The 21,865-nt window shown below is 64.7% G+C and carries 13 protein-coding genes and 1 CRISPR repeat array (1 of these 14 running past the window's edge); of the genes, 8 read left to right on the forward strand and 5 right to left on the reverse strand.

The genetic code is table 11. The features are described 5' to 3' along the window. Positions 1-39: 39 nt before the first annotated feature. The gene (locus ACVCMC_RS10680; RefSeq protein WP_447097255.1) at positions 40-237 is read left to right on the forward strand and encodes a hypothetical protein; all 198 of its coding nucleotides are present in this window, start codon (positions 40-42) and stop codon (positions 235-237) included. A gap of 102 nt (positions 238-339) precedes the next feature. Next, on the forward strand, positions 340-1,284 hold the full coding sequence (locus tag ACVCMC_RS10685) for an aldo/keto reductase (RefSeq protein WP_447097256.1): 945 nt from the start codon (positions 340-342) through the stop codon (positions 1,282-1,284). Positions 1,285-1,302: 18 nt separating this feature from the next. On the opposite strand, the gene ACVCMC_RS10690 is transcribed toward ACVCMC_RS10685, so the two are convergent. The 3 genes from ACVCMC_RS10690 to ACVCMC_RS10700 all read right to left on the reverse strand — a co-directional run bounded on the left by ACVCMC_RS10690 (position 1,303) and on the right by ACVCMC_RS10700 (position 4,836). Next, positions 1,303-3,528 carry an NADP-dependent isocitrate dehydrogenase gene (locus tag ACVCMC_RS10690; protein ID WP_447097257.1) on the reverse strand — a complete coding sequence of 742 codons (2,226 nt, stop codon included), beginning with the start codon at positions 3,526-3,528 and terminating at the stop codon, positions 1,303-1,305. A gap of 235 nt (positions 3,529-3,763) precedes the next feature. Then, on the reverse strand, positions 3,764-4,294 hold the full coding sequence (locus ACVCMC_RS10695; protein ID WP_447097258.1) for a hypothetical protein: 531 nt from the start codon (positions 4,292-4,294) through the stop codon (positions 3,764-3,766). A gap of 257 nt (positions 4,295-4,551) precedes the next feature. Beyond that, positions 4,552-4,836: a LysM peptidoglycan-binding domain-containing protein gene (locus ACVCMC_RS10700; protein WP_447097259.1), complete on the reverse strand. Its 285-nt coding sequence runs from the start codon at positions 4,834-4,836 to the stop codon at positions 4,552-4,554. 222 nt (positions 4,837-5,058) lie between these two features. Here ACVCMC_RS10700 and cas1f point away from each other — a divergent pair, with 222 nt between their 5' ends. Together cas1f and cas3f are read left to right on the forward strand one after the other, a co-directional pair. Next, the gene (gene cas1f / locus ACVCMC_RS10705) at positions 5,059-6,054 is read left to right on the forward strand and encodes a type I-F CRISPR-associated endonuclease Cas1f (RefSeq protein ID WP_447097260.1); all 996 of its coding nucleotides are present in this window, start codon (positions 5,059-5,061) and stop codon (positions 6,052-6,054) included. Further along, positions 6,051-9,476, forward strand: a complete 3,426-nt coding sequence (gene cas3f, locus ACVCMC_RS10710; RefSeq protein WP_447097261.1) for a type I-F CRISPR-associated helicase Cas3f — start codon at positions 6,051-6,053, stop codon at positions 9,474-9,476. Before cas1f ends, cas3f begins: the two co-directional genes overlap by 4 nt. Before the next feature lie 6 nt (positions 9,477-9,482). Here cas3f and ACVCMC_RS10715 read toward each other — a convergent pair whose 3' ends face one another. Beyond that, complete coding sequence (locus ACVCMC_RS10715; protein WP_447097262.1) at positions 9,483-9,899, reverse strand: PIN domain-containing protein; 417 nt, start codon at positions 9,897-9,899, stop codon at positions 9,483-9,485. Next, the gene (locus ACVCMC_RS10720; RefSeq protein WP_447097263.1) at positions 9,896-10,150 is read right to left on the reverse strand and encodes a FitA-like ribbon-helix-helix domain-containing protein; all 255 of its coding nucleotides are present in this window, start codon (positions 10,148-10,150) and stop codon (positions 9,896-9,898) included. The genes ACVCMC_RS10715 and ACVCMC_RS10720 overlap by 4 nt, the downstream gene beginning before the upstream one ends. Before the next feature lie 142 nt (positions 10,151-10,292). Here ACVCMC_RS10720 and csy1 point away from each other — a divergent pair, with 142 nt between their 5' ends. From csy1 to cas6f, 4 genes are read left to right on the forward strand one after another with little or no spacing between them, the layout of a single operon-like run. Beyond that, complete coding sequence (gene csy1, locus ACVCMC_RS10725) at positions 10,293-11,666, forward strand: type I-F CRISPR-associated protein Csy1 (RefSeq protein WP_447097264.1); 1,374 nt, start codon at positions 10,293-10,295, stop codon at positions 11,664-11,666. After that, on the forward strand, positions 11,663-12,670 hold the full coding sequence (gene csy2 / locus ACVCMC_RS10730) for a type I-F CRISPR-associated protein Csy2 (protein ID WP_447097265.1): 1,008 nt from the start codon (positions 11,663-11,665) through the stop codon (positions 12,668-12,670). The genes csy1 and csy2 overlap by 4 nt, the downstream gene beginning before the upstream one ends. Beyond that, positions 12,573-13,715, forward strand: coding sequence for a type I-F CRISPR-associated protein Csy3 (gene csy3, locus ACVCMC_RS10735; RefSeq protein ID WP_447097266.1), 1,143 nt, complete (start codon positions 12,573-12,575; stop codon positions 13,713-13,715). The genes csy2 and csy3 overlap by 98 nt, the downstream gene beginning before the upstream one ends. Before the next feature lie 4 nt (positions 13,716-13,719). Further along, entirely contained in the window at positions 13,720-14,286 is a 567-nt protein-coding gene (cas6f, locus tag ACVCMC_RS10740) for a type I-F CRISPR-associated endoribonuclease Cas6/Csy4 (protein WP_447097267.1), read from the forward strand. Between the two features lie 130 nt (positions 14,287-14,416). Continuing rightward, positions 14,417-21,865: a CRISPR direct-repeat array (repeat unit 28 nt; unit sequence GTTCGCTGCCGCGCAGGCAGCTCAGAAA); it runs 1,282 nt beyond the window's last position.

The following is a 21,865-nucleotide window of genomic DNA, read 5'->3' on the forward strand; positions in this document are numbered from 1 at the left end:
GCACACCCCAAGCCTGACACCCTCCCGAGGAGGCACCCCATGAGCTCGATCTGGAAAGATCTGCTGTTCCTGCACGGCCACCTGCTGCACAAGGACGACCTCGAATGGCGCACGGAAACCCCGGCCGCCGACACCGCCGACACCGAGGCCGTCGAAGCACCCGTCAGCCGCGACGCCAAGGCCGCGGCACTGGCCTGCTGCGCCGCCGTGTGGCCGCGCATCGTGGCGCCGCACTAGCCATCCGCGGCTTGAATGCGGTCTGGAATGCACCATGTGAATGAAGGTGCGCGACAACCGTCGCGCGCCTTTTTCCATGCTCGTTACCAGGAGAGGCGTTCCATGCAACAGCGGTCACTCGGCGGCACCTCCCTTTCGATCGCGCCGCTCGCCTTCGGCAGCAACGTCTTCGGCTGGACGGTGGACGAGCCGCGCGCGTTCGAGCTGCTGGACGCCTTCGTCGATGGCGGCGGCAACCTGATCGACACCGCCGACGTCTACCCGGCATGGGTGCCGGGCAACCACGGCGGCGAGTCGGAGACCATCATCGGCAAGTGGCTGCGGCGCAGTGGCAAGCGCGACCAGGTGGTGATCGCCAGCAAGGTCGGCAAATGGACGCGGCACCGCGGGCTGGCGCCGGTGAACCTGCAGCAGGCGGTGGAGGGTTCGCTGCAGCGGCTGCAGACCGATCACATCGACCTGTATTTCGCGCACGAGGACGACGCCAGCGTGCTGCTGGCCGACACCCTGGGCGGCTTCGCGCGACTCATCGAGCAGGGCAAGGTGCGCGCGATCGGCGCCTCCAACTACAGCGCCGAACGCTTCGCCGACGCACTGGCCGTATCCAGGCAGCACAACCTGCCGCGCTACGACGTGCTGCAGCCGGAATACAACCTGGTCAGCCGCCGCGGCTACGAGGCCGAACTGGAGCCGCTGATCCGCCGCGAAAACATCGGCGTGATCTGCTACTACGCGTTGGCCAGCGGTTTCCTCAGCGGCAAGTACCGCCAGGCGGCCGACCTCGCCGGCCATCCGGCACGCAGCGGTGGCGTGCGCGCCCACCTCAATCCGCGCGGACTCGGCGTGCTGGCTGCGCTGGACGCGGTGGCCGCCGCCCATCACGCCACGCCGGCCCAGGTGGCGTTGGCCTGGCTGATGGCGCGCCCGGGCATCAGTGCGCCGATCGCCAGCGCCACCAGCGTGACGCAATTGAACGAACTGCTCGGCGCCTTGCAGCTCTCGCTGCGCGCCGACGAGATCGCGGCGCTGGATCAGGCCAGCGCCTGATCTGCCGCGATCACGCCATCACGCGGACAACAACCCCAGCGCCGTGTTGAGCGTGGCGCTGGGCCGCATCGCCGCGCCGGCCTTCATCCGGTCCGGGTGGTAATAGCCGCCGATGTCGACCGGCTTGCCCTGCACACGGGCGAGCTCGTCGACGATGGTCGCCTCGTTCTCCGTCAGCGCCTTGGCCAGCGGCGCGAACCTCGCCTTCAGCGCGGCGCTCACGTCCTGCGCCGCCAGCGCCTGTGCCCAGTACATGGCGAGGTAGAAGTGGCTGCCGCGGTTGTCGATGCCGCCGACCTTGCGCGAGGGCGACTTGTCGGTGTCGAGGAACTTGCCGTTGGCCTGGTCCAGCGTCTTGGCCAGCACGTCCACCTCGGCGTTGCCGTGGCGGTTGCCGAGGTGTTCCAGCGAGGCGGCCAGCGCGAGGAACTCGCCGAGCGAATCCCAGCGCAGGTAGTTCTCTTCCAGGAACTGCTGCACGTGCTTCGGTGCCGAGCCGCCGGCACCGGTCTCGAACAGGCCGCCGCCGGCCATCAGCGGCACGATCGACAGCATCTTCGCGCTGGTGCCCAGCTCCATGATCGGGAACAGGTCGGTGAGGTAGTCGCGCAGCACGTTGCCGGTGACCGAGATCGTGTCCAGACCCTGGCGGATGCGCTCGAGCGAAAACTTCGTGGCCGCCACCGGATCCATGATGCGGATGTCCAGGCCGCTGGTGTCGTGGTCCTTCAGGTAGCGCTCGACCTTGGCGATCACCTGGCGGTCGTGCGCACGCTGCGGGTCCAGCCAGAACACCGCCGGCGTGTGCCGCGCGCGGCTCACCGCCAGCTTCACCCAATCCTGGATCGGCGCATCTTTCGTCTGGCACATGCGCCAGATGTCGCCGGCTTCCACGTCATGCTGCAGCAGCACCTTGCCGGCCTCGTCGATCACCTTCACCACGCCGTCGCCAGCGATCTGGAAGGTCTTGTCGTGCGAGCCGTATTCCTCGGCCGCCTGCGCCATCAGGCCCACGTTCGGCACGCTGCCCATGGTGGCCGGATCGAACGCGCCATGCGCCTTGCAGTCCTCGATGGTGGCCTGGTAGACGCCGGCGTAGCTGCGGTCGGGGATCACCGCCACGATGTCCTGCAGCTCGCCCTTCGCGTTCCACATCTTGCCGGAGTCGCGAATCATCGCCGGCATCGAGGCGTCGATGATCACGTCGCTGGGCACGTGCAGGTTGGTGATGCCCTTGTCGGAGTTGACCATCGCCAGCGCAGGACGCTGCGCGTACTCGGCATCGAGGTCGGCCCTGATCGCCGCCTGGGTCGCCTCCGGCAGACTGCCGAGGCGCGCGTACAGATCGCCGATGCCGTTGTTCGGATTGAAGCCGGCCTGCTTCAGCGCGTCGGCATGCTTGATCAGCACGTCCTTGTAGAACTCGCCCACCGCCACGCCGAACATGATCGGGTCGGAGACCTTCATCATGGTCGCCTTGAGGTGCAGCGAGAACAATACGCCCTGCTTCTTTGCGTCGGCGATCTGCGCGTCGATGAACGCGGCCAGCGCGCGGCGCGACATCACCGCCGCGTCGATGATCTCGCCGGCGAGCAGCGTCGTCTTCGGCTTCAGCACGACCTGGCTGCCGTCCCTGCCGAACCACTCGATGCGCACGCTGCCGGCATGCTCCACGGTCACGGATTTCTCGCTGCCGTAGAAATCGCCGCCGTCCATGTGCGCCACGCGGGTCTTCGAATCTGTGCTCCACGCGCCCATCCGGTGCGGATGCTTGCGCGCGTAGTTCTTCACGGAAACCGGCGCGCGGCGGTCGGAGTTGCCCTCGCGCAGCACCGGGTTCACCGCGCTGCCCTTGACCCGGTCGTAACGCGCCTTGATGTCCTTCTCGTCGGCGTCCTTCGGCTCGTCGGGATAATCCGGCAGCGCGTAGCCTTGGCCCTGCAATTCCCTGATCGCGGCCTTCAGCTGCGGCATCGAGGCGCTGATGTTGGGCAGCTTGATGATGTTCGCCTCCGGCGTGGTGGCCAGACGGCCCAGCTCGGCGAGGTCGTCGGCGATGCGCTGGTCCTCGCGCAGGCGCTCGGGGAACAGCGCGATGATGCGCCCGGCCAGCGAGATGTCGCGCGTCTCCACCGCGATGCCGGCGGTGCCGGCGAAGGCAGCGATGATCGGCAGCAGCGACTGCGTGGCGAGGAACGGGGCTTCGTCGGTCAGCGTGTAGATGATCTTGGACGACGTGGACATGGTATGAGTGAACCTCTCTGCTGCCGCGTGGCGCGGGATGGATGTCGTTGCACGCTCGGCGTCATCGCGGCGGCGAAAGACCCGATCATCGCGCGTGCAATCTGCCCATTGTCGCGTTTTAGCGTGCCACGGGAAAGCGCGTCGCCTTCATGTCGTCATGCCCGCCGACCCTTCCACCGCAAAACGAAAGGGACGCGGCGAGCGCGTCCCTTTCGGCGGCCAGGCGCAGGGAGCGTCATGGCTTCACGGAAAAGTCCTTGCTCGCCACCGGCTGCCCGTCCAGCGAGATCTCGATCTTGTAGTCGCCCTGCGGGAAGCCCTCCGGCTGGCTGATCATGAAGGCCGTCGTTTCCGGGCCGGACGCATCGAGCTCCTTGCTGTCCTCGTGCAAGGCCTGGTCCCGCGGGCCGAGCCACCGGGCCGTCAGCGTGGCGTGGCCCGAACCCGTGGTCTCGACCGACGCGTAGATGGTGTCCTTCGGCGCGAAGCTGGTGGCCGTGGCCACGACCTTGTGGTTGGCGTCGACGCTCGAACCCACTTCAAGCGAGGTGAAGCTCACGGCCGCGACGGCGCCCTCATTGGCCAAGCCCGTGCTGGTGGCCGGGGGCGGAAATGCCGGTGGCTCCGGCGAGGTGGACGCTGCCGTTCCGCTCGGCGGCGGACTGGAGGGCACCGGCGAGGCCGGCTCACTCTTGCCGCACGCACCCAGCGCCAGTGCTGCGGCCAGCGACGCGGCAAGCATCAGGGGTTGTCGGGTAGTTTTCATGGGGGCACCTCTTTTCATCGCGGAAAGCCCGGGGTTGCACGGACCCGTCTGGCTTGGGTCCGATCCGGGTTGGGAGTTCGTCGCCAAGCGCGTCGAACACGAGACTTCACCAAGGCACTGCGGGAAGCTGGCGACCACAGGTAACGGCGGCGCGGTAAACGGCTCGTGAGCAGGCCATCAGCACCGCGGTGCGCCGTTCAGCTTGAGGCGGCCAGCTGAACGCGCGATGTCGGCGCGTCGCCTTGGCCGCGCGAGGCTCACGGTTTCGCCGGAATCTTCAGCATCTGCCCCGCCACGAGCCGACCGGGGTCGGCAATGAGGTCGCGGTTCTCGTCCAGGATCCGCCGCCAGCCGTCGGCATTGCCGTAGAAGCGACGGGCGATGCCCTGCAGGTCGTCGCCGGCGGCGACCTCGTAGATGCGGGTCCCGTCCACCGCACCGCTGGCGTGCGACGCGGTATCGGTGAAATCCGCCTTGCCCGCCGGCGACATCCCCGCCGCCTGGCGGCGCACTTCTTCGCGCTGGTCAGTGTCGTGGCCCATGGTTCTCTCCGACTCGATGGGAAGCACCATGGGTAACCAGCGCGACATCAACAGCCCGTGAGCGCGTGTGCCGCGACGTTCATGCTTGCGCGATGGCGATCATGGAAGCGGAACACCCGGCTGCCCGTTCCATCGAGACGTCCCTTCCATCGCAGCACGTGAGACACGGGGAGGCCACGGTGCGCAACGTGTACTATCGAGCCACATGGAAAGGGGAGGGATATGGACGATTTCGGCCCTACCGACCTCAAGTCAATCCTGCATTCCAAGCGCGCCAATATCTACTACCTCCAGCACTGCCGCGTGCTGGTCAACGGCGGTCGGGTCGAATACGTCACCGACGCCGGCAGGCAGTCGCTGTACTGGAACATACCCATCGCCAATACCACCACGGTGCTGCTGGGTACCGGCACTTCGATCACTCAGTCAGCGATGCGCGAGCTGGCCAAAGCTGGTGTCCTGGTCGGCTTCTGCGGTGGCGGCGGCACGCCGCTTTTTTCAGCCAATGAAATCGACGTCGAAGTCGCATGGTTGTCGCCACAAAGCGAGTATCGGCCCACGGAATACCTGCAGGCCTGGGTACGCTTCTGGTTCGACGACGACTTCCGGCTCGCAGCTGCCAAGGCCTTTCAGCACGCCCGCGCGAGACGCATTGCAGATGCGTGGCAACATCGCGCGCTGCGCGACGCGGGCTTCGCCGTGAATCCGGGCCGGCTCACCGAGCTGCTGGCCCGCACCCATCGCCTCATCGACCTTGCGCCTGACAACGCCAGCCTGTTGACTGAAGAGGCTAGGCTGACCAAGGCGCTGTTCAAACTGGCAGTGGATGCCGTGGGCTACGGCGAGTTCACCCGCGCCAAACGCGGTAGCGGCAGCGACCCGGCCAATCGCTTTCTGGATCACGGCAACTACCTGGCCTATGGCCTTGGCGCAACTGCCACCTGGGTGCTGGGCCTGCCGCATGGCTTGGCGGTGTTGCATGGCAAGACGCGCCGCGGTGGACTGGTGTTTGATGTTGCCGACCTTGTCAAGGACGCCACCATCCTGCCGCAGGCATTTCTCTCGGCAATGCGAGGCGACGAGGAGCAGGCCTTCCGCCAGAACTGCATCGAGGCACTAACCCGTAGTGAATCGCTGGACTTCATGATCGACACCTTGAAGGCCGTGGCGCTGGAAACCGCTGCATTGGCTGGCACGGCAAAAAGGGAGCAGGAATGAACGTGCTGTTGGTCAGCCAATGCGATAAACGCGCGTTGACCGAGACGCGCCGCATCCTTGACCAGTTTGCCGAACGCCGTGGCGACCGCACCTGGCAGACGCCGATCACCAAAGCCGGGCTGGACACCCTGCGCAAGCTCTTGCGCAAGACTGCACGCAAGAACACCGCCGTCGCTTGTCACTGGATACGCGGGCAGGACCACAGCGAACTTCTGTGGATCGTCGGTGACGGTCGACGTTTCAACACCGAAGGCGCCGTACCCACCAACAGCACGACCAGCGATGTGCTCCGCAAAGGCGATGAGAACGACTGGAACACTGCGCAGGACATCCGCCTGCTGGCACAACTGGCCGCGCTGCTGCACGACCTCGGCAAGGCCAGCCTCGCCTTCCAGCAACGGCTGCAAGACAAGCTCGACGAACGCAACCGCTACCGGCACGAATGGGTTTCGCTGCGCCTGTTCCTGGCCTTCGTCGGCACCGACAACGACGATGCCTGGCTGGCAAGGCTGGCAAGCGAGGATGAAGCCAGCGAAACGAACTGGACGGCTGCGGGCCGTTATCTGCGCGACGGTGTGGACGAGAATATCGAGCGCCATCCTTTTCGCCGCCTCACTGCCCAAGCGCCTCTTGCCGCCGCCATCGGATGGCTTATCGTCACCCACCATCGCCTGCCGCTCATCCCCGAGCCACGGAGAGACGGCAACGGGCAGGACTGGCTGGGGAAACGCGCGAACCGCTTCGAATCCACGTGGCTGGAGGCACCCTTGGCCAGCGTGGCCCACGACTGGAATGAAATCGACCAGCGCTGCTCGCCGATGGAGGCCCTGCCCTACTGGCAGCTGGCCGGAGCGCTTCCGGTAGTCGCATCCGCGTGGCGAACACAGGCCCGTCGTGCCGCCAAGGCACTGCTGGAACTCAAGTCGCGGCGCAACGAGGACTGGTTGAGCAATCCCTACGCGATGCACCTTTCGCGGCTGTGCCTGATGCTGGCCGACCACCATTACTCCAGCCTCGGCGTAGACAAGGAGCGCAAACCAGCGACCGAGCGCGTGCGTTTCCTGCAGCGTGACCAAGCCGTGTTCGCCAATACCCTGCGTCCCGGCGTGATGAACCAGTCACTGCTGGAACACCTCCTCGGCGTGGGCCATACCGCCAGCCTGATCGCCCACGCGCTGCCCAATTTCGAGCGCTACCTGCCGCGACTGGCCAACCATCGTGGCTTGCGCAAACGCAGCAGCGACGCACGCTTCGCCTGGCAGGACAAAGCCTTCGATGCGGCCACCGGCATGCGCGAGGCAGCACGCGAACATGGTGCCTTCATCGTCAACATGGCTTCCACCGGCTGCGGCAAGACGCTGGCCAACGCCCGCATCCTGTATGCCCTGGCCGACCCGCAACTGGGGTTGCGGGTGAGTTACGCGCTGGGTTTGCGCACGCTTACCCTGCAGACCGGGCGCAGCTATCGCCACGATCTGCACTTGAACGACGACGAGCTGGCGGTGCTGGTCGGCGGCTCCGCCAGCCGCGCCCTGTTCGAGCATTACGAAGCGAAAGCCGAGGCCAGCGGCTCGGCGTCTGTGCAGGCGCTGATCGAGGAAGACAGCCACGTGCTCTACGAGGGCAACGTGGCCGATCACCCTCTGCTGTCACGGGCGCTGGCCAACCCCGAAATCCGCAAGCTGATTTCCGCTCCGATGCTGGTGTGCACCGTCGATCACCTCGCACCGGCCACCGAATCGCTGCGCGCCGGCCGCCAGATCGCACCGATGCTGCGGCTGATGAGCAGCGACCTGGTGCTGGACGAACTGGACGACTATGACCTCGACGACCTGCCCGCACTGACCCGGCTGATGCACTGGGCCGGCCTGCTCGGAAGCCGCGTGGTGTTGTCCTCGGCCACATTGCCGCCGGCTCTGGTGGAGGGCATGTTCATGGCTTATCGCGCCGGTCGCCGCCACTACCAGCGCAACCACGGGCGCGATGGCGGTGCCGAGCGACCGGTCGAGGTGCCTTGCCTGTGGACGGACGAATTCGGCGCACAAACCGAGATCCTTGCCGACGCTGACGGCTTCGCTGCGGGCCATGCGCGCTTCGTCAGACGCCGCGTGGCCAAGCTGCAATCCGTCGAACCCTTGCGCCTCGCCGAACTGCTGCCGATCGACATCGCCGCCAAACAGCCCGAGCGCATCCATGCCGAGTTCGCCGGGCACGTACGCGACGCCTGCCTGCGCCTGCACCGCGATCACGCCCACTCCGACCCCGTCACCGGCAAGCGCGTCAGCTTCGGCCTGGTACGCATGGCCAACATCGACCCGATCTTCGACGTGGCCAGCACGCTCTACACGCAGGCCGCGCCGGAAGGTACGCGCATCCACCTGTGCGTGTATCACGCCCGCTTTCCGCTGGCACAGCGCTCGGCCATCGAAGCCATGCTGGATACCGCGTTCAATCGGCGCAGCGAAGACGCGGTATGGCAACTGCCGCAGGTCCGGCACACGTTCGACACGCATGCCGAACATGACCATCTGTTCGTCGTGCTGGCTTCGCCGGTATGCGAGGTGGGCCGCGACTGGGATGCCGACTGGGCGGTGGCCGAGCCGTCCTCGATGCGCTCGCTGATCCAGCTCGCCGGCCGCGTGCAGCGCCACCGCCGCAAGCCGCCGCAAACGCCCAACGTGCTGGTGTTCGACACCAATCTCAAAGGCATCGAACAGCGCGACGGCCGCCAGCCGGTATTCGCCCGCCCCGGCTTCGAGACGGAGCGCGACAACGGCCGCTTCCTGCTGGCTAGCCACAGCCTGCGCATGCTGTTGGCCGAGAACGAATACCGCCATCTCGACGCCCAGCCACGCATCCAGCCGCGCGCAACCGAACTGCAGCCGCGCGATCGCTGGGTGGATCTGGAGCAGGCGCGCATCCGCGCCGCCATGCTGCCGGTGCCGCCTACGCCCACCACTCATTCCACACGCCGCAGCGCCGTTCCAGCCCCGCGACTGGAACGCGACTACGCGCCCGCGGCTTGGGAACACCCACACGCCGCGCTCGCCGGCGTGCTGCCGCAACAGCAACCGTTCCGCCATGACGAGCAACCCGGCACCACGCTGGCATGGCTGCCCGATGAGGATGAAGACGATCTGCTGCCGCATCGCGTGGAAGACGCGCCGGGCAGTCGCCGCGGTGAAAAACTCTACGTCCCCGCCAGGGAGCTGCTTCACGAGGTCACGTTGAGCGTTGCGCCAGGTATCAGCTGCTGGGGCGAGTTCGACCTGCCGTCGCTGGTGGGCGAACAGGCCGAAGCGCAGGACCTGCCGCTCGATCTCGCCGCTCGCAGGTTCACCACCGTGGAAGTGCCTTCTCTCAAAGAGAACCATCAAGGCTGGCGCTGGCACCCATGGCTCGGCTTCACCAGACAACGCTGAGGAAGATCAATGCCAGGGATCAACCAGGGGAATGCCGCAACCTTCGAAATCGCGCAAGTTGCGCGTGGCCAGGGTGGCGCCGTGCGATCGTGCAATGCCGGCAATCATCACATCGGATTGGTCGACCGGACGTCCCTGGGCGCGCCGCTCCGCGGCGATGGCGGCGTGCGTATCGGCGGCCGCCTCATCGTAAGGCAGCACGCGCCCCGCCATGTCGACCGCAAAGATCGCCGCGACCTCCTGCTGCAGGCGCGTCTTGCGCTGACCGTCGGGCAGGATCAATACCCCATACAACATCTCGCCGCGCGTCACCGCTGTCGTGAACAGGTTCGAGCGCGCCTGCCGGTTCAGCCATGCCACCACGCGCTCGTCCGGCTGCGGCCGCATGAACTCCGACAGCACGTTGGTATCCAGCACGATCACTCGCCGAAGTCCGGCGGATCGCCCTGCGGCTCACGCGGCGGCAACTCCAGGTCGACGCCCCCGAACGGTTCCACGCGGGTGCGGATGGCGACATACAGCGACGCACCCGAATCTTCCTCAACACGATTGGCCAAGGCGGCGCGCAGGATGCTGCGCGCCTCCTCCTCCATCGAGCGCCCATGCCGTGCCGCCCGCACGCGCAGGCGCGCCTTCAGGTCGTCGTCCAGGTTTCGAATGGTCATGGTGGCCATGGCTGGGCCTCCATAAGTGATTGCAATGACTGCATTGTAATCACTCACTTCGGGCGATGCCACGCTCGAAAACCGTCGCAAGTACTGAGATCACCCGGGGCTAGAACTTCTTAACGATGGAAAACCGCAAAGGGAGAGGGGAATGAGCGAACTGACTGACCGAGGAAAGGCCTTCCGCGCCACCATCACCGGCTTCATCGAAGCCCGGCGCGAGGCCAAGCTGAAAGGCAAGGAAGACGATGCCGACACGGCATCGAAATACGAGTACACCACTTGGTTGGCCGATGCGGCACGACGGGTGGGCCAGATCCAGGCCGTGACCCATGTGCTCAAGGCCACCCACCCGGACGCGCGCGGCAGCAGCCTGCATGTCGCCCCGTCCGGCCTGCCGCGGCATACCGAAATCGGCAGCCACCTGCTGGGTGAGGGCTACGCAGAGGACGTGGTGGGCAATGCTGCTGCACTGGACGTGTTCAAGCTGCTCAAGCTAGAGGTGGATGGCCGCCGCCTGCTCGACTGGATGCAGGCCGGCGATACCGACCTGCAGGCCGCGCTGTCCAACGACGTCGAACAGGCTCAAGGCTGGATGAAAGCCTTCGCCTCGTTGGTGCGCGAAGAAACGCAGCCGTCCAGCCATCCCATGGCCAAGCAGCTCTATTGGCTGGTCGGCGAGGATCCGCAGGACGACGCCCACTACCACCTGCTGCAGCCGATGTTTTCCAGCTCGCTGGCCCATGCCGTCCACGCCGACATCCAGGATGCGCGCTTTGGTGAAGCCAACAAGGAAATGCGACAAGCCAGACGCGACAACAAGCCGGCCGATGTCATCTACCGCGACTACCGCGACCTCGTCGCCCGCAAGCTGGGTGGCACCAAGCCACAGAACATCTCGCAACTGAACAGCGAGCGCGGCGGCGTGAACTACCTGCTGGCTTCGTTGCCGCCACCGGCTTGGAAACCGGGTGCCGCGATGAACCTGCTCAGGCTCGATTCGGTGTTCGGGGAAAGGCATGGCGAGTTGAACCGGTTCGGCGGGATGCGCGAGTTGCTGCGCACCCTGACCGCCTTCCTCAAGGCCAACCCTGACCCCACCATGGAAACCCGCAACCATCGAGAGACCATCGAACAAGCCATCGGCCAAGAGTTGGCCATGTTCGGCGTGGCGATTCGAGGAAGCTACCCAGCCGGCTGGACGCGGGACGAGGCCTGCCAGTTACCGCTGTGCGAGCAACTCTGGCTCGACCCCGACCGCTTCGAGCTGCCGGAACGCAACGATCCATGGCATCCACACTGGCAAGAGGACGACCTCGCCTTCAAGCAAGCTTATGAGCATGGCGACTGGGCCGACGAAGTAGCGGTTCGCTTCGGCCTCTGGCTCAACGGTCAACTCCGCAAGCGTAGCGACAAACTGACCATGCTCGGCGAGGCGGAAATGCGTCACTTCGCCCGGCAGGCCATCCTCGACGTGGCCTGGCCCATCCCGTTGCAACCCCGCGCCAAGGCAGGTGCCGCATGAATACGCTTCCGCACTTCACCCATCTACTGGTGTTGCCGCATCTCAAGGTGCACAACGCCAACGCTGTCTCCAGCCCGTTGACTCACGGTTTCCCGTCCATCACTGCCTTTCTCGGGCTGATGTGGGCACTGGAACGCAAAACCCGCGCCGCCGGGCTGGATCTGGAGTTCGGTGCCGTGGGCGTGGTCTGCCACGACCGGCAGGAGCAGACCACCGAGGGTGGCTTCGTCAAAAGCTTCCGGCTCACCCGCAACCCGATTCAGCGTGATATCGAGCGGAAACTCATAGACAAGGATGGAAGAGCCGCTATGCCTGCCATCGTCGAGGAAGGTCGCATCCACCTGGACCTCAGTATGGTGCTGGCGGTGAACGCCGGGGCATGGGACAGGGACGCGCAGCAGCACGATCTGGAAACCATCCTCGACCTGTTGCAAGGCATGCGCATCGCCGGTGGCACGCTGTTGCCGGCTACGCAAGCGGCGGCTTCGCGTCATCGCCCATGGCTGGCCAACTTCACCGGCGACAGCGACGACCAAGCCAGGGAGTTCCGCAAGCTGCGCGCTCGCCTGTTGCCAGGCTCGGCATTGGTGGCCCGCGACGACCTGATCGACAGCCGGCTGGACGAGTTGCGCAAGCAGTCGCCACAAGCCACGCGTCTCGATGCGTGGCTATCGCTCTCGCGCATCAATTGGCATTACGACGCCAAGGCCAATGAAGGCAATGGTGGCTGGCAAAACGATCGCAAGAAAGGCTCGGGCTGGGTCGTGCCCATTCCCGTGGGCTACGGCGCTCTCGGAGAACTGCACGATGCGGGCACCGTGGCCCACGCGCGCGACGCCACCACGCCCTTCCGCTTCGTCGAAAGCCTGTATTCCATGGGCGAATGGATAGGCCCGCACCGCCTGCATGCACCGCAAGACCTGCTCTGGTACGCCGACAGCCGTCCCGACGAAGGACTGTACCGCTGCCGCAACAACTACCGCTCCGCCGACACCACTCTCTGACACGACAAGGAATTCCATCATGGCCAATGAACTCAAGACCGCTTCCGTCCTCGCCTTCGAGCGCAAACTCGACCCTTCCGATGCACTGATGTCCAGTGGCAACTGGAGCGCACGCACCGAGTCGCAAAACTGGACGCCCATCACGCTGCGCGCAAAATCCGTGCGCGGCACCATCTCCAACCGCCTGAAAGGTGGCGCAACAGACCCGGCCAAACTGGATGCAGCCATCCAGAACCCCAACCTGCAAACCGTAGACGTGGCCACCCTGCCCGCCGATGCCGACACGCTGAAGGTTCAGTTCACCCTGCGTGTGCTGGCCGGCACCGGGCAGCCCTCCGCCTGCAACGATGCCGCCTATCGGCAGAAACTGTTGGCCACCGTGGCGGGCTACGTCCAACAGAACGGTTTTGCCGAATTGGCCAACCGCTACGCCGCCAACCTCGCCAACGGCCGCTTCCTGTGGCGCAACCGCATCTGCGCGGAGCAGGTAGAAGTGACCGTGGCCCACATCGAGAACGGCCAGGCAAAAACCAGTTGGACCTTCGATGCACTGACCCATTCGTTGCTCGACCTCAAGGCGCCTTCCGCGGAAGCCAAGCCACTGTCCGAGCTGGCAGCACTCATCGCCAACGGCCTCGCCGGCAATAGCCATGTGCTGCTGCAGGTCACTGCCTTCGTGCGCATCGGCGCCGGGCAGGAGGTGTTCCCCTCGCAGGAGCTGATCCTGGACCGCGGCCGCAGCGACAAGAGCAAGACGCTGTACGATGTCGATGGCGTGGCCGCCATCCACTCGCAGAAGATCGGCAATGCGCTGCGCACCATCGACACCTGGTATCCCGAAGCGGCCGCGAACGGCCCCATTGCCATCGAGCCCTACGGCTCAGTCACTACCCAAGGCAAGGCATATCGCCAGCCCAAGGAAAAGACCGACTTCTACAACCTTCTCGACAACTGGATCATCAAGGACAAGGCGCCCGAACCCGACCAGCAGCATTTCGTGATCGCCACCCTGATCCGCGGCGGCGTGTTCGGCGAAGCGAACTGACGCCATGACCACGCACTACATCGACCTCAAGGTCGTTCCCGACCCTGAATCGGGACCGACACAACTCTTGGGCGCGCTCTACGACAACCTGCATCTTGCATTGGTGCAGCAGCGCCGGGACACCATCGGTATCAGCTTCCCCGACTACAGCTTGAGCCCGCGCACGCTGGGCACCACGCTTCGTCTTCATGGTAGTCAAGCCGATCTGCAACAACTGATGGCCACCGACTGGCTAAAAGGTATGCGCGATCACGTCCGCACAAAGGAGATCGCCGCTTCGCCCACCGACGCGCCGCACCGCACCGTGCAACGCAAGCAATTCAAGACCAATGCCGATCGGCTGCGACGACGGCGCATGCGCCGCAAGGACGAAACCATGGAACAGGCCAGGGATGCCATTCCCACCAGCGTGGAACGCCGCCCTGATCTGCCCTACATCCACCTACACAGCCGAAGTACCCGACAACCTTTCTGCCTGTTCATCGCGCTCGGCCCGCTCCAGCCCGAGGCCACCGCCGGTCCCTTCAACAGCCACGGACTTGGCGGCCCAGCCACCGTGCCCTGGTTCTGACCCATTTTTTTGAAACACGCAACAAGTCAGCACATTCAACCACTTGGAAGCCAGCTCTCATCAAAGGGAGCTGGCTTCCTTCTTTGCGCTTTGCCGTGGCGAGTCAGATACTTGGATGAGTTCCGCTCTAGTTCGCTGCCGCGCAGGCAGCTCAGAAAATACAGCATAGGATGACAGTACCAGGCGATTAGTTCGCTGCCGCGCAGGCAGCTCAGAAAATCGGGACGGCGGCGGCAATTTGTCTGCACAAGTTCGCTGCCGCGCAGGCAGCTCAGAAAAGAAACCGCCAGTACACCGCGAAATCGTGGGCGTTCGCTGCCGCGCAGGCAGCTCAGAAAACGTTGATCACGTCCTGCCGGCGCGCGGAGATGTTCGCTGCCGCGCAGGCAGCTCAGAAATCACGCGCTACCCGAAAGAGGTTGCGGACGTGGTTCGCTGCCGCGCAGGCAGCTCAGAAAAACCTTCATCAACGCCGATCCCTGTTAGGGGTGTTCGCTGCCGCGCAGGCAGCTCAGAAATGGCCGGCTCGCTGCGCAAAGGTCTAAACATGGTTCGCTGCCGCGCAGGCAGCTCAGAAATTGGCCGTCATCTTCAGTTCGCGGGTGATTTCGTTCGCTGCCGCGCAGGCAGCTCAGAAAAAGATCGGCGCCCGGGCGATCAATGCGCGGGCGTTCGCTGCCGCGCAGGCAGCTCAGAAATTCCGCCACGTCTCAGCATTGGCGACCGAATCGTTCGCTGCCGCGCAGGCAGCTCAGAAAAGCACAGCGTGACCTCGCTCTCACCTTCGTCAGTTCGCTGCCGCGCAGGCAGCTCAGAAAATTTATTCTTCAGGCCCATCTCAGCTCTCCTCGTTCGCTGCCGCGCAGGCAGCTCAGAAAAGCCGCCGCGAGGAGATGGCGCTCGCGTTCGAGTTCGCTGCCGCGCAGGCAGCTCAGAAAAACGAGACCGCGGCGATGAACAAGGTCATCAAGTTCGCTGCCGCGCAGGCAGCTCAGAAAACGCCGCAGCGCGCGTTGGGGTCGATGTAGCTGTTCGCTGCCGCGCAGGCAGCTCAGAAATTGGATCGACCTCGTACACGCTGACCTGGAAGGTTCGCTGCCGCGCAGGCAGCTCAGAAAAGGCGCGGAATCCGTACAGGTGGAATCCATACGTTCGCTGCCGCGCAGGCAGCTCAGAAAATCTGCGCGCGGGTTTTCAACTTCGCTGTGTAGTTCGCTGCCGCGCAGGCAGCTCAGAAAAGCCCGCCAGCGCCGCGTTGTTGCCATTCTGTGTTCGCTGCCGCGCAGGCAGCTCAGAAATTGCCTGCCGCGCTGAAAGGTTGGCATGGACAGTTCGCTGCCGCGCAGGCAGCTCAGAAAATACGCGAGAAAGGTGGCGAGATGAAATACACGTTCGCTGCCGCGCAGGCAGCTCAGAAATGAATGATCCCGTGCGATATGCCGTAGGAGTCGTTCGCTGCCGCGCAGGCAGCTCAGAAAAATTGCGCACGTAGTAGTCCCATGCACCCTGCGTTCGCTGCCGCGCAGGCAGCTCAGAAATAGGCGAGAACGGCCGAGGAAGCAGCTACCGCGTTCGCTGCCGCGCAGGCAGCTCAGAAAAGGAACGGCAGGCGCCGGCAGATAGCGGCTTCGTTCGCTGCCGCGCAGGCAGCTCAGAAAGCATCGCACCCCCTACCCACGCGCTTCCTCCCGTTCGCTGCCGCGCAGGCAGCTCAGAAAATGGTCACCTGCAGCGCGGTCAGCGGCGGGGTGTTCGCTGCCGCGCAGGCAGCTCAGAAAAACCCGCTGCCACAGCACACGTCGCAGTTCTGGTTCGCTGCCGCGCAGGCAGCTCAGAAAATTGCCAATGCCTGCCGCAGTTGTGACAACGTGTTCGCTGCCGCGCAGGCAGCTCAGAAAATGACCACAAAGGCCACTGAGGACACCTTCAAGTTCGCTGCCGCGCAGGCAGCTCAGAAAGCCAACTATGCGCCGAACACCTCCCCTGTTCTGTTCGCTGCCGCGCAGGCAGCTCAGAAATGTCGCAAGGCAAGCGCCGCCGATGCGACCAAGTTCGCTGCCGCGCAGGCAGCTCAGAAAATGCTGGAAACCCACGAGCCGTGGGTGATCCCGTTCGCTGCCGCGCAGGCAGCTCAGAAAAGAGAAAATCCGGTGACGGCATCGCCGTTGCCGTTCGCTGCCGCGCAGGCAGCTCAGAAATATCCGAGTCGGACGCCAAGCGGGGTGGGCGAGTTCGCTGCCGCGCAGGCAGCTCAGAAAAGCGACAGCGCGACCATCGCGGTCCACGCGAGGTTCGCTGCCGCGCAGGCAGCTCAGAAATGATCGGCCTCTTTCTCGATCTCGCTGGAGTCGTTCGCTGCCGCGCAGGCAGCTCAGAAATAGTCGGCAAGCCGTCCGTGGTCATCGCCGGCGTTCGCTGCCGCGCAGGCAGCTCAGAAAATCACGCGACCTCCTGCACGGCAGCCATGCAGGTTCGCTGCCGCGCAGGCAGCTCAGAAAGCCGACTGCGCGATGTAGGCCCGGCGGTTGTCGTTCGCTGCCGCGCAGGCAGCTCAGAAATGATCGCCGCCGCGCCTAAAGCGCTGGTGCTCGTTCGCTGCCGCGCAGGCAGCTCAGAAAAGGCACCGCCGCGCGCGAAAGGCGGCACGGAAGTTCGCTGCCGCGCAGGCAGCTCAGAAATGCGCGCGCTGCCTGTCCTGCCATGTCGCGTAGTTCGCTGCCGCGCAGGCAGCTCAGAAATGGTCCGTGCCGCCATAGTGGTTACTCGGCGAGTTCGCTGCCGCGCAGGCAGCTCAGAAAAACCGCCTGCGCGACATGTGGAACGGTCTGCCGTTCGCTGCCGCGCAGGCAGCTCAGAAAAAGAAGAAGGTGGAAACCCGTGCCGTGACCAAGTTCGCTGCCGCGCAGGCAGCTCAGAAACTGCCCCGAGGAAGTCGAAGCAGCACACCAGGCGTTCGCTGCCGCGCAGGCAGCTCAGAAAAAAACCCTGCACTTCTGTTGGCCCACCACTGGGTTCGCTGCCGCGCAGGCAGCTCAGAAATCTGGGAGCCATGGCGCCCGCCTGGTGCTGAGGTTCGCTGCCGCGCAGGCAGCTCAGAAATAACACATCATCCAGCGTCGATGCGTGATCCTGTTCGCTGCCGCGCAGGCAGCTCAGAAAAGTGGATGACCCCACGCGTTGCCGGCCAGCCCGTTCGCTGCCGCGCAGGCAGCTCAGAAAAAAGCTGGCTTGAACGAGGTTCAGCAGAGGACGTTCGCTGCCGCGCAGGCAGCTCAGAAATTGTACGTCAACGACAAAGCGCCAGACGGATAGTTCGCTGCCGCGCAGGCAGCTCAGAAATCGGCCGCGATCTCATCGCAACGATCTTCAATGTTCGCTGCCGCGCAGGCAGCTCAGAAAAGCGCCAGGGCGATGTCGCCGATGTGCGTGATGTTCGCTGCCGCGCAGGCAGCTCAGAAAAGGCTGCAGCGGCAGCACGTTGGCCGGCAGGTGTTCGCTGCCGCGCAGGCAGCTCAGAAACTATGAATGGCATGAGTCTGATCTTTCGCCCAGTTCGCTGCCGCGCAGGCAGCTCAGAAAAGTTCCTGCACCCGTACGCCTTCGACCTGATCGTTCGCTGCCGCGCAGGCAGCTCAGAAATAGACCCCGGTGCTGAAACGGTGAAGTCTCGCGTTCGCTGCCGCGCAGGCAGCTCAGAAAGCACGGATCGGCGCCAGCCCTAGCAGCTCATCGTTCGCTGCCGCGCAGGCAGCTCAGAAAGTTGCGATTGGCGGCCCGCGTCCGCACGGATCGTTCGCTGCCGCGCAGGCAGCTCAGAAAAGTACACGACCGAGCTCGATAGCGTCCCCGGCGTTCGCTGCCGCGCAGGCAGCTCAGAAAGTGACTTCTTCCTGACCTCCACCGAGGCCAGCGTTCGCTGCCGCGCAGGCAGCTCAGAAAGTCGAGCGCCTGAACCTGTGCCTGTACGCACAGTTCGCTGCCGCGCAGGCAGCTCAGAAAGAACAGCACGTGGTCGTTGTCCGGCGCCTCGAGTTCGCTGCCGCGCAGGCAGCTCAGAAAGCCTCGACGCGCCATTCGAAGTAGCCCGATGCGTTCGCTGCCGCGCAGGCAGCTCAGAAAATGCGGCTGGCGCCGGTGTCGCCGTTGCTGGCGTTCGCTGCCGCGCAGGCAGCTCAGAAATGCACCTGCCCGAAGGCGCCACCCTGGTGGTGGTTCGCTGCCGCGCAGGCAGCTCAGAAAGCGTGCAGCCACCGGTGCACGGGTCGGAAATCGTTCGCTGCCGCGCAGGCAGCTCAGAAATGGCACGGCCCCGGCAGCGTGCTGCTGCGCCGGTTCGCTGCCGCGCAGGCAGCTCAGAAATCCGCACGGATGCGGTCGGCCTTTTCGGTGTCGTTCGCTGCCGCGCAGGCAGCTCAGAAAATCGAAGCCCACCTTTCGGAGAACACCCATGAGTTCGCTGCCGCGCAGGCAGCTCAGAAAGTGTAGTCGGTGCCGGCGGTGAGCGTGAGCGGGTTCGCTGCCGCGCAGGCAGCTCAGAAAATGCGGTGCAGCGTCCCGCGCGAGACCCCCATGTTCGCTGCCGCGCAGGCAGCTCAGAAATCAATGCGTCGGTGGATTCGTGGGCGTGGACGGTTCGCTGCCGCGCAGGCAGCTCAGAAAATGTCAGCGCGATGGCGGCGTAGTTGCGCACCGTTCGCTGCCGCGCAGGCAGCTCAGAAATCCCGAGCGCGTCCCGGCCGACGTCGATCCCCGTTCGCTGCCGCGCAGGCAGCTCAGAAAGCGAAGTAGTCGCGCAGGGTCGCGCCGGACTCGTTCGCTGCCGCGCAGGCAGCTCAGAAAAGCCCGCGGTTCCGCAACTCGTTCAAGCAGCCGTTCGCTGCCGCGCAGGCAGCTCAGAAAACGCGCATCACGGCGCGCGCGTCGGTCAGGTCGTTCGCTGCCGCGCAGGCAGCTCAGAAAAGGATGGGGTCGGCCTGGCCGTACAAGCCGAAGTTCGCTGCCGCGCAGGCAGCTCAGAAAATCACGAACGTCCGAGTCAGCTCGAAGGCGTCGTTCGCTGCCGCGCAGGCAGCTCAGAAAAAGCTCCAGGCTGTTGCGATCGAGCAGCGCCTGTTCGCTGCCGCGCAGGCAGCTCAGAAAATGTACCGCACTGTACGAACGGACGTCGAGCGGTTCGCTGCCGCGCAGGCAGCTCAGAAAACCCGCCAGCACAGGCGGCGCAGGTCGATCCAGTTCGCTGCCGCGCAGGCAGCTCAGAAACGAACTCAACCGCGATGCGGCGCGCCTCGCTGCGTTCGCTGCCGCGCAGGCAGCTCAGAAATTACAAACTCCGAAGCCGCAGCAGCTTGAACAGTTCGCTGCCGCGCAGGCAGCTCAGAAACGATAAATCGGCTGGGGTCTTTGCGTTCAATTGTTCGCTGCCGCGCAGGCAGCTCAGAAAATACGCGAGAAAGGTGGCTAGATGAATTACACGTTCGCTGCCGCGCAGGCAGCTCAGAAAATCATGTCGCAGGCATTCGACGGGCTCTCGTCGTTCGCTGCCGCGCAGGCAGCTCAGAAAACGGGGATTCAGGCCCTGCGGCGCGCGGCCGTGTTCGCTGCCGCGCAGGCAGCTCAGAAAAGGTCGAGCTTGCCGTGCGCGCACTGGAGGCGGTTCGCTGCCGCGCAGGCAGCTCAGAAAAGAACGCGCGCCGGTACATCGCCATAATCACCGTTCGCTGCCGCGCAGGCAGCTCAGAAAAGACGCCGGAACCCATCGAGCGGAAGGTGAGGGTTCGCTGCCGCGCAGGCAGCTCAGAAAAATCGCCGGAAGTTCGGGCTGCATCTCGGCCAGTTCGCTGCCGCGCAGGCAGCTCAGAAAATAATCAGCGGTTTGCGAATAACCATACGCGAGGTTCGCTGCCGCGCAGGCAGCTCAGAAATTCCTTCACGCGGACGAGTTCGGTCAGTTCGAGTTCGCTGCCGCGCAGGCAGCTCAGAAAATTGAGAGCGAGTGGTACATCCGCGGAAGTGAGTTCGCTGCCGCGCAGGCAGCTCAGAAATGACGCCCATGACCCCCTACATCGCCGAGCTGGTTCGCTGCCGCGCAGGCAGCTCAGAAACAGCTACGGAGAAAGACATGAGCGCGGTCATCGTTCGCTGCCGCGCAGGCAGCTCAGAAATATCGCGGATCGGGGTTTCGGGCTGGGGGCAGGTTCGCTGCCGCGCAGGCAGCTCAGAAATTCGCCGGCCAGTACCAGCAGTCACCATCCACGTTCGCTGCCGCGCAGGCAGCTCAGAAAACAGCATCGGCAACAGGTATTCCGCGAACGACGTTCGCTGCCGCGCAGGCAGCTCAGAAATGAATCTTCTGCTGGATCGCTTCGACGCGCAGGTTCGCTGCCGCGCAGGCAGCTCAGAAATTTCCCACGGAGCCATGCCATGACTGTTGCACGTTCGCTGCCGCGCAGGCAGCTCAGAAAAAGTCGCGCCGGTCCTCGAAGAACTCCGCCTTGTTCGCTGCCGCGCAGGCAGCTCAGAAATGCGCGAACTTGCGGAGCTGTGGAAGGCTGGCGTTCGCTGCCGCGCAGGCAGCTCAGAAAGCTGTTCTGTGTTGCGATCTGCTGGGCAATCTTGTTCGCTGCCGCGCAGGCAGCTCAGAAAGGAGGATGCGGCTGCCCCTGCGCTGCCGGCAAGTTCGCTGCCGCGCAGGCAGCTCAGAAATTGGGCGAAGGCTTCCCGAAAGGCTTCGTCGAGTTCGCTGCCGCGCAGGCAGCTCAGAAATTTGGCTGAGCCACTCGCGAAGTACTCGCAGCGTTCGCTGCCGCGCAGGCAGCTCAGAAATGCTGTTCGGCCGCGCCCTGCATACCCTGGTGGTTCGCTGCCGCGCAGGCAGCTCAGAAAAGTCGGGCTTGCGATCGTTGTGCAGGTCGATGGTTCGCTGCCGCGCAGGCAGCTCAGAAATGCTCGGCATCGACCCGGTGCGCCTCCCGCTCGTTCGCTGCCGCGCAGGCAGCTCAAAAATTCAGGTCAATCATGGTCATCTCCTTCATGGTGTTCGCTGCCGCGCAGGCAGCTCAGAAAACGACCCGAACACCGAGACCGACACGCCGAACGTTCACTGCCGCGCAGGCAGCTCAGAAAACCAAGGCCGCGCTGCGCATCGCCATCAGCGGGCTCGCTGCCGCGCAGGCAGCTCAGAAAATGTCGCGGAACACGCTGCCCTGACGGTCGATGTTCGCTGCCGCGCAGGCAGCTCAGAAATTGTAGCCGTTGGGGGCCACGGCATACCACTTGTTCGCTGCCGCGCAGGCAGCTCAGAAAGCGTCGTTCTACGTGCAGGCCATCCGCACGGAGTTCGCTGCCGCGCAGGCAGCTCAGAAAGCATAGGTGACGCGGTTGCGCACGCGCGAGACGTTCGCTGCCGCGCAGGCAGCTCAGAAAAAGACGCGCATTGAGACCGGGCTCAGCAACGAGTTCGCTGCCGCGCAGGCAGCTCAGAAAAGGATGGCTGGCCCATGCGCTGTGGCCATCGTTCGCTGCCGCGCAGGCAGCTCAGAAATGCAGCGTAAGTGCGCCGCCGCGGCCCGCCTTGTTCGCT

This window comes from Rhodanobacter sp. UC4452_H20, assembly GCF_052978205.1.

Coding starts and splice junctions, on each gene's coding strand:
- ACVCMC_RS10680 (WP_447097255.1), top strand. CDS start 40: ATGAGCTCGATCTGGAAAGATCTGCTGTTCCTGCACGGCCACCTGCTG.
- ACVCMC_RS10685 (WP_447097256.1), top strand. CDS start 340: ATGCAACAGCGGTCACTCGGCGGCACCTCCCTTTCGATCGCGCCGCTC.
- ACVCMC_RS10690 (WP_447097257.1), bottom strand. CDS start 3,528: ATGTCCACGTCGTCCAAGATCATCTACACGCTGACCGACGAAGCCCCG.
- ACVCMC_RS10695 (WP_447097258.1), bottom strand. CDS start 4,294: ATGAAAACTACCCGACAACCCCTGATGCTTGCCGCGTCGCTGGCCGCA.
- ACVCMC_RS10700 (WP_447097259.1), bottom strand. CDS start 4,836: ATGGGCCACGACACTGACCAGCGCGAAGAAGTGCGCCGCCAGGCGGCG.
- cas1f (WP_447097260.1), top strand. CDS start 5,059: ATGGACGATTTCGGCCCTACCGACCTCAAGTCAATCCTGCATTCCAAG.
- cas3f (WP_447097261.1), top strand. CDS start 6,051: ATGAACGTGCTGTTGGTCAGCCAATGCGATAAACGCGCGTTGACCGAG.
- ACVCMC_RS10720 (WP_447097263.1), bottom strand. CDS start 10,150: ATGGCCACCATGACCATTCGAAACCTGGACGACGACCTGAAGGCGCGC.
- csy1 (WP_447097264.1), top strand. CDS start 10,293: ATGAGCGAACTGACTGACCGAGGAAAGGCCTTCCGCGCCACCATCACC.
- csy2 (WP_447097265.1), top strand. CDS start 11,663: ATGAATACGCTTCCGCACTTCACCCATCTACTGGTGTTGCCGCATCTC.
- csy3 (WP_447097266.1), top strand. CDS start 12,573: ATGCACCGCAAGACCTGCTCTGGTACGCCGACAGCCGTCCCGACGAAG.
- cas6f (WP_447097267.1), top strand. CDS start 13,720: ATGACCACGCACTACATCGACCTCAAGGTCGTTCCCGACCCTGAATCG.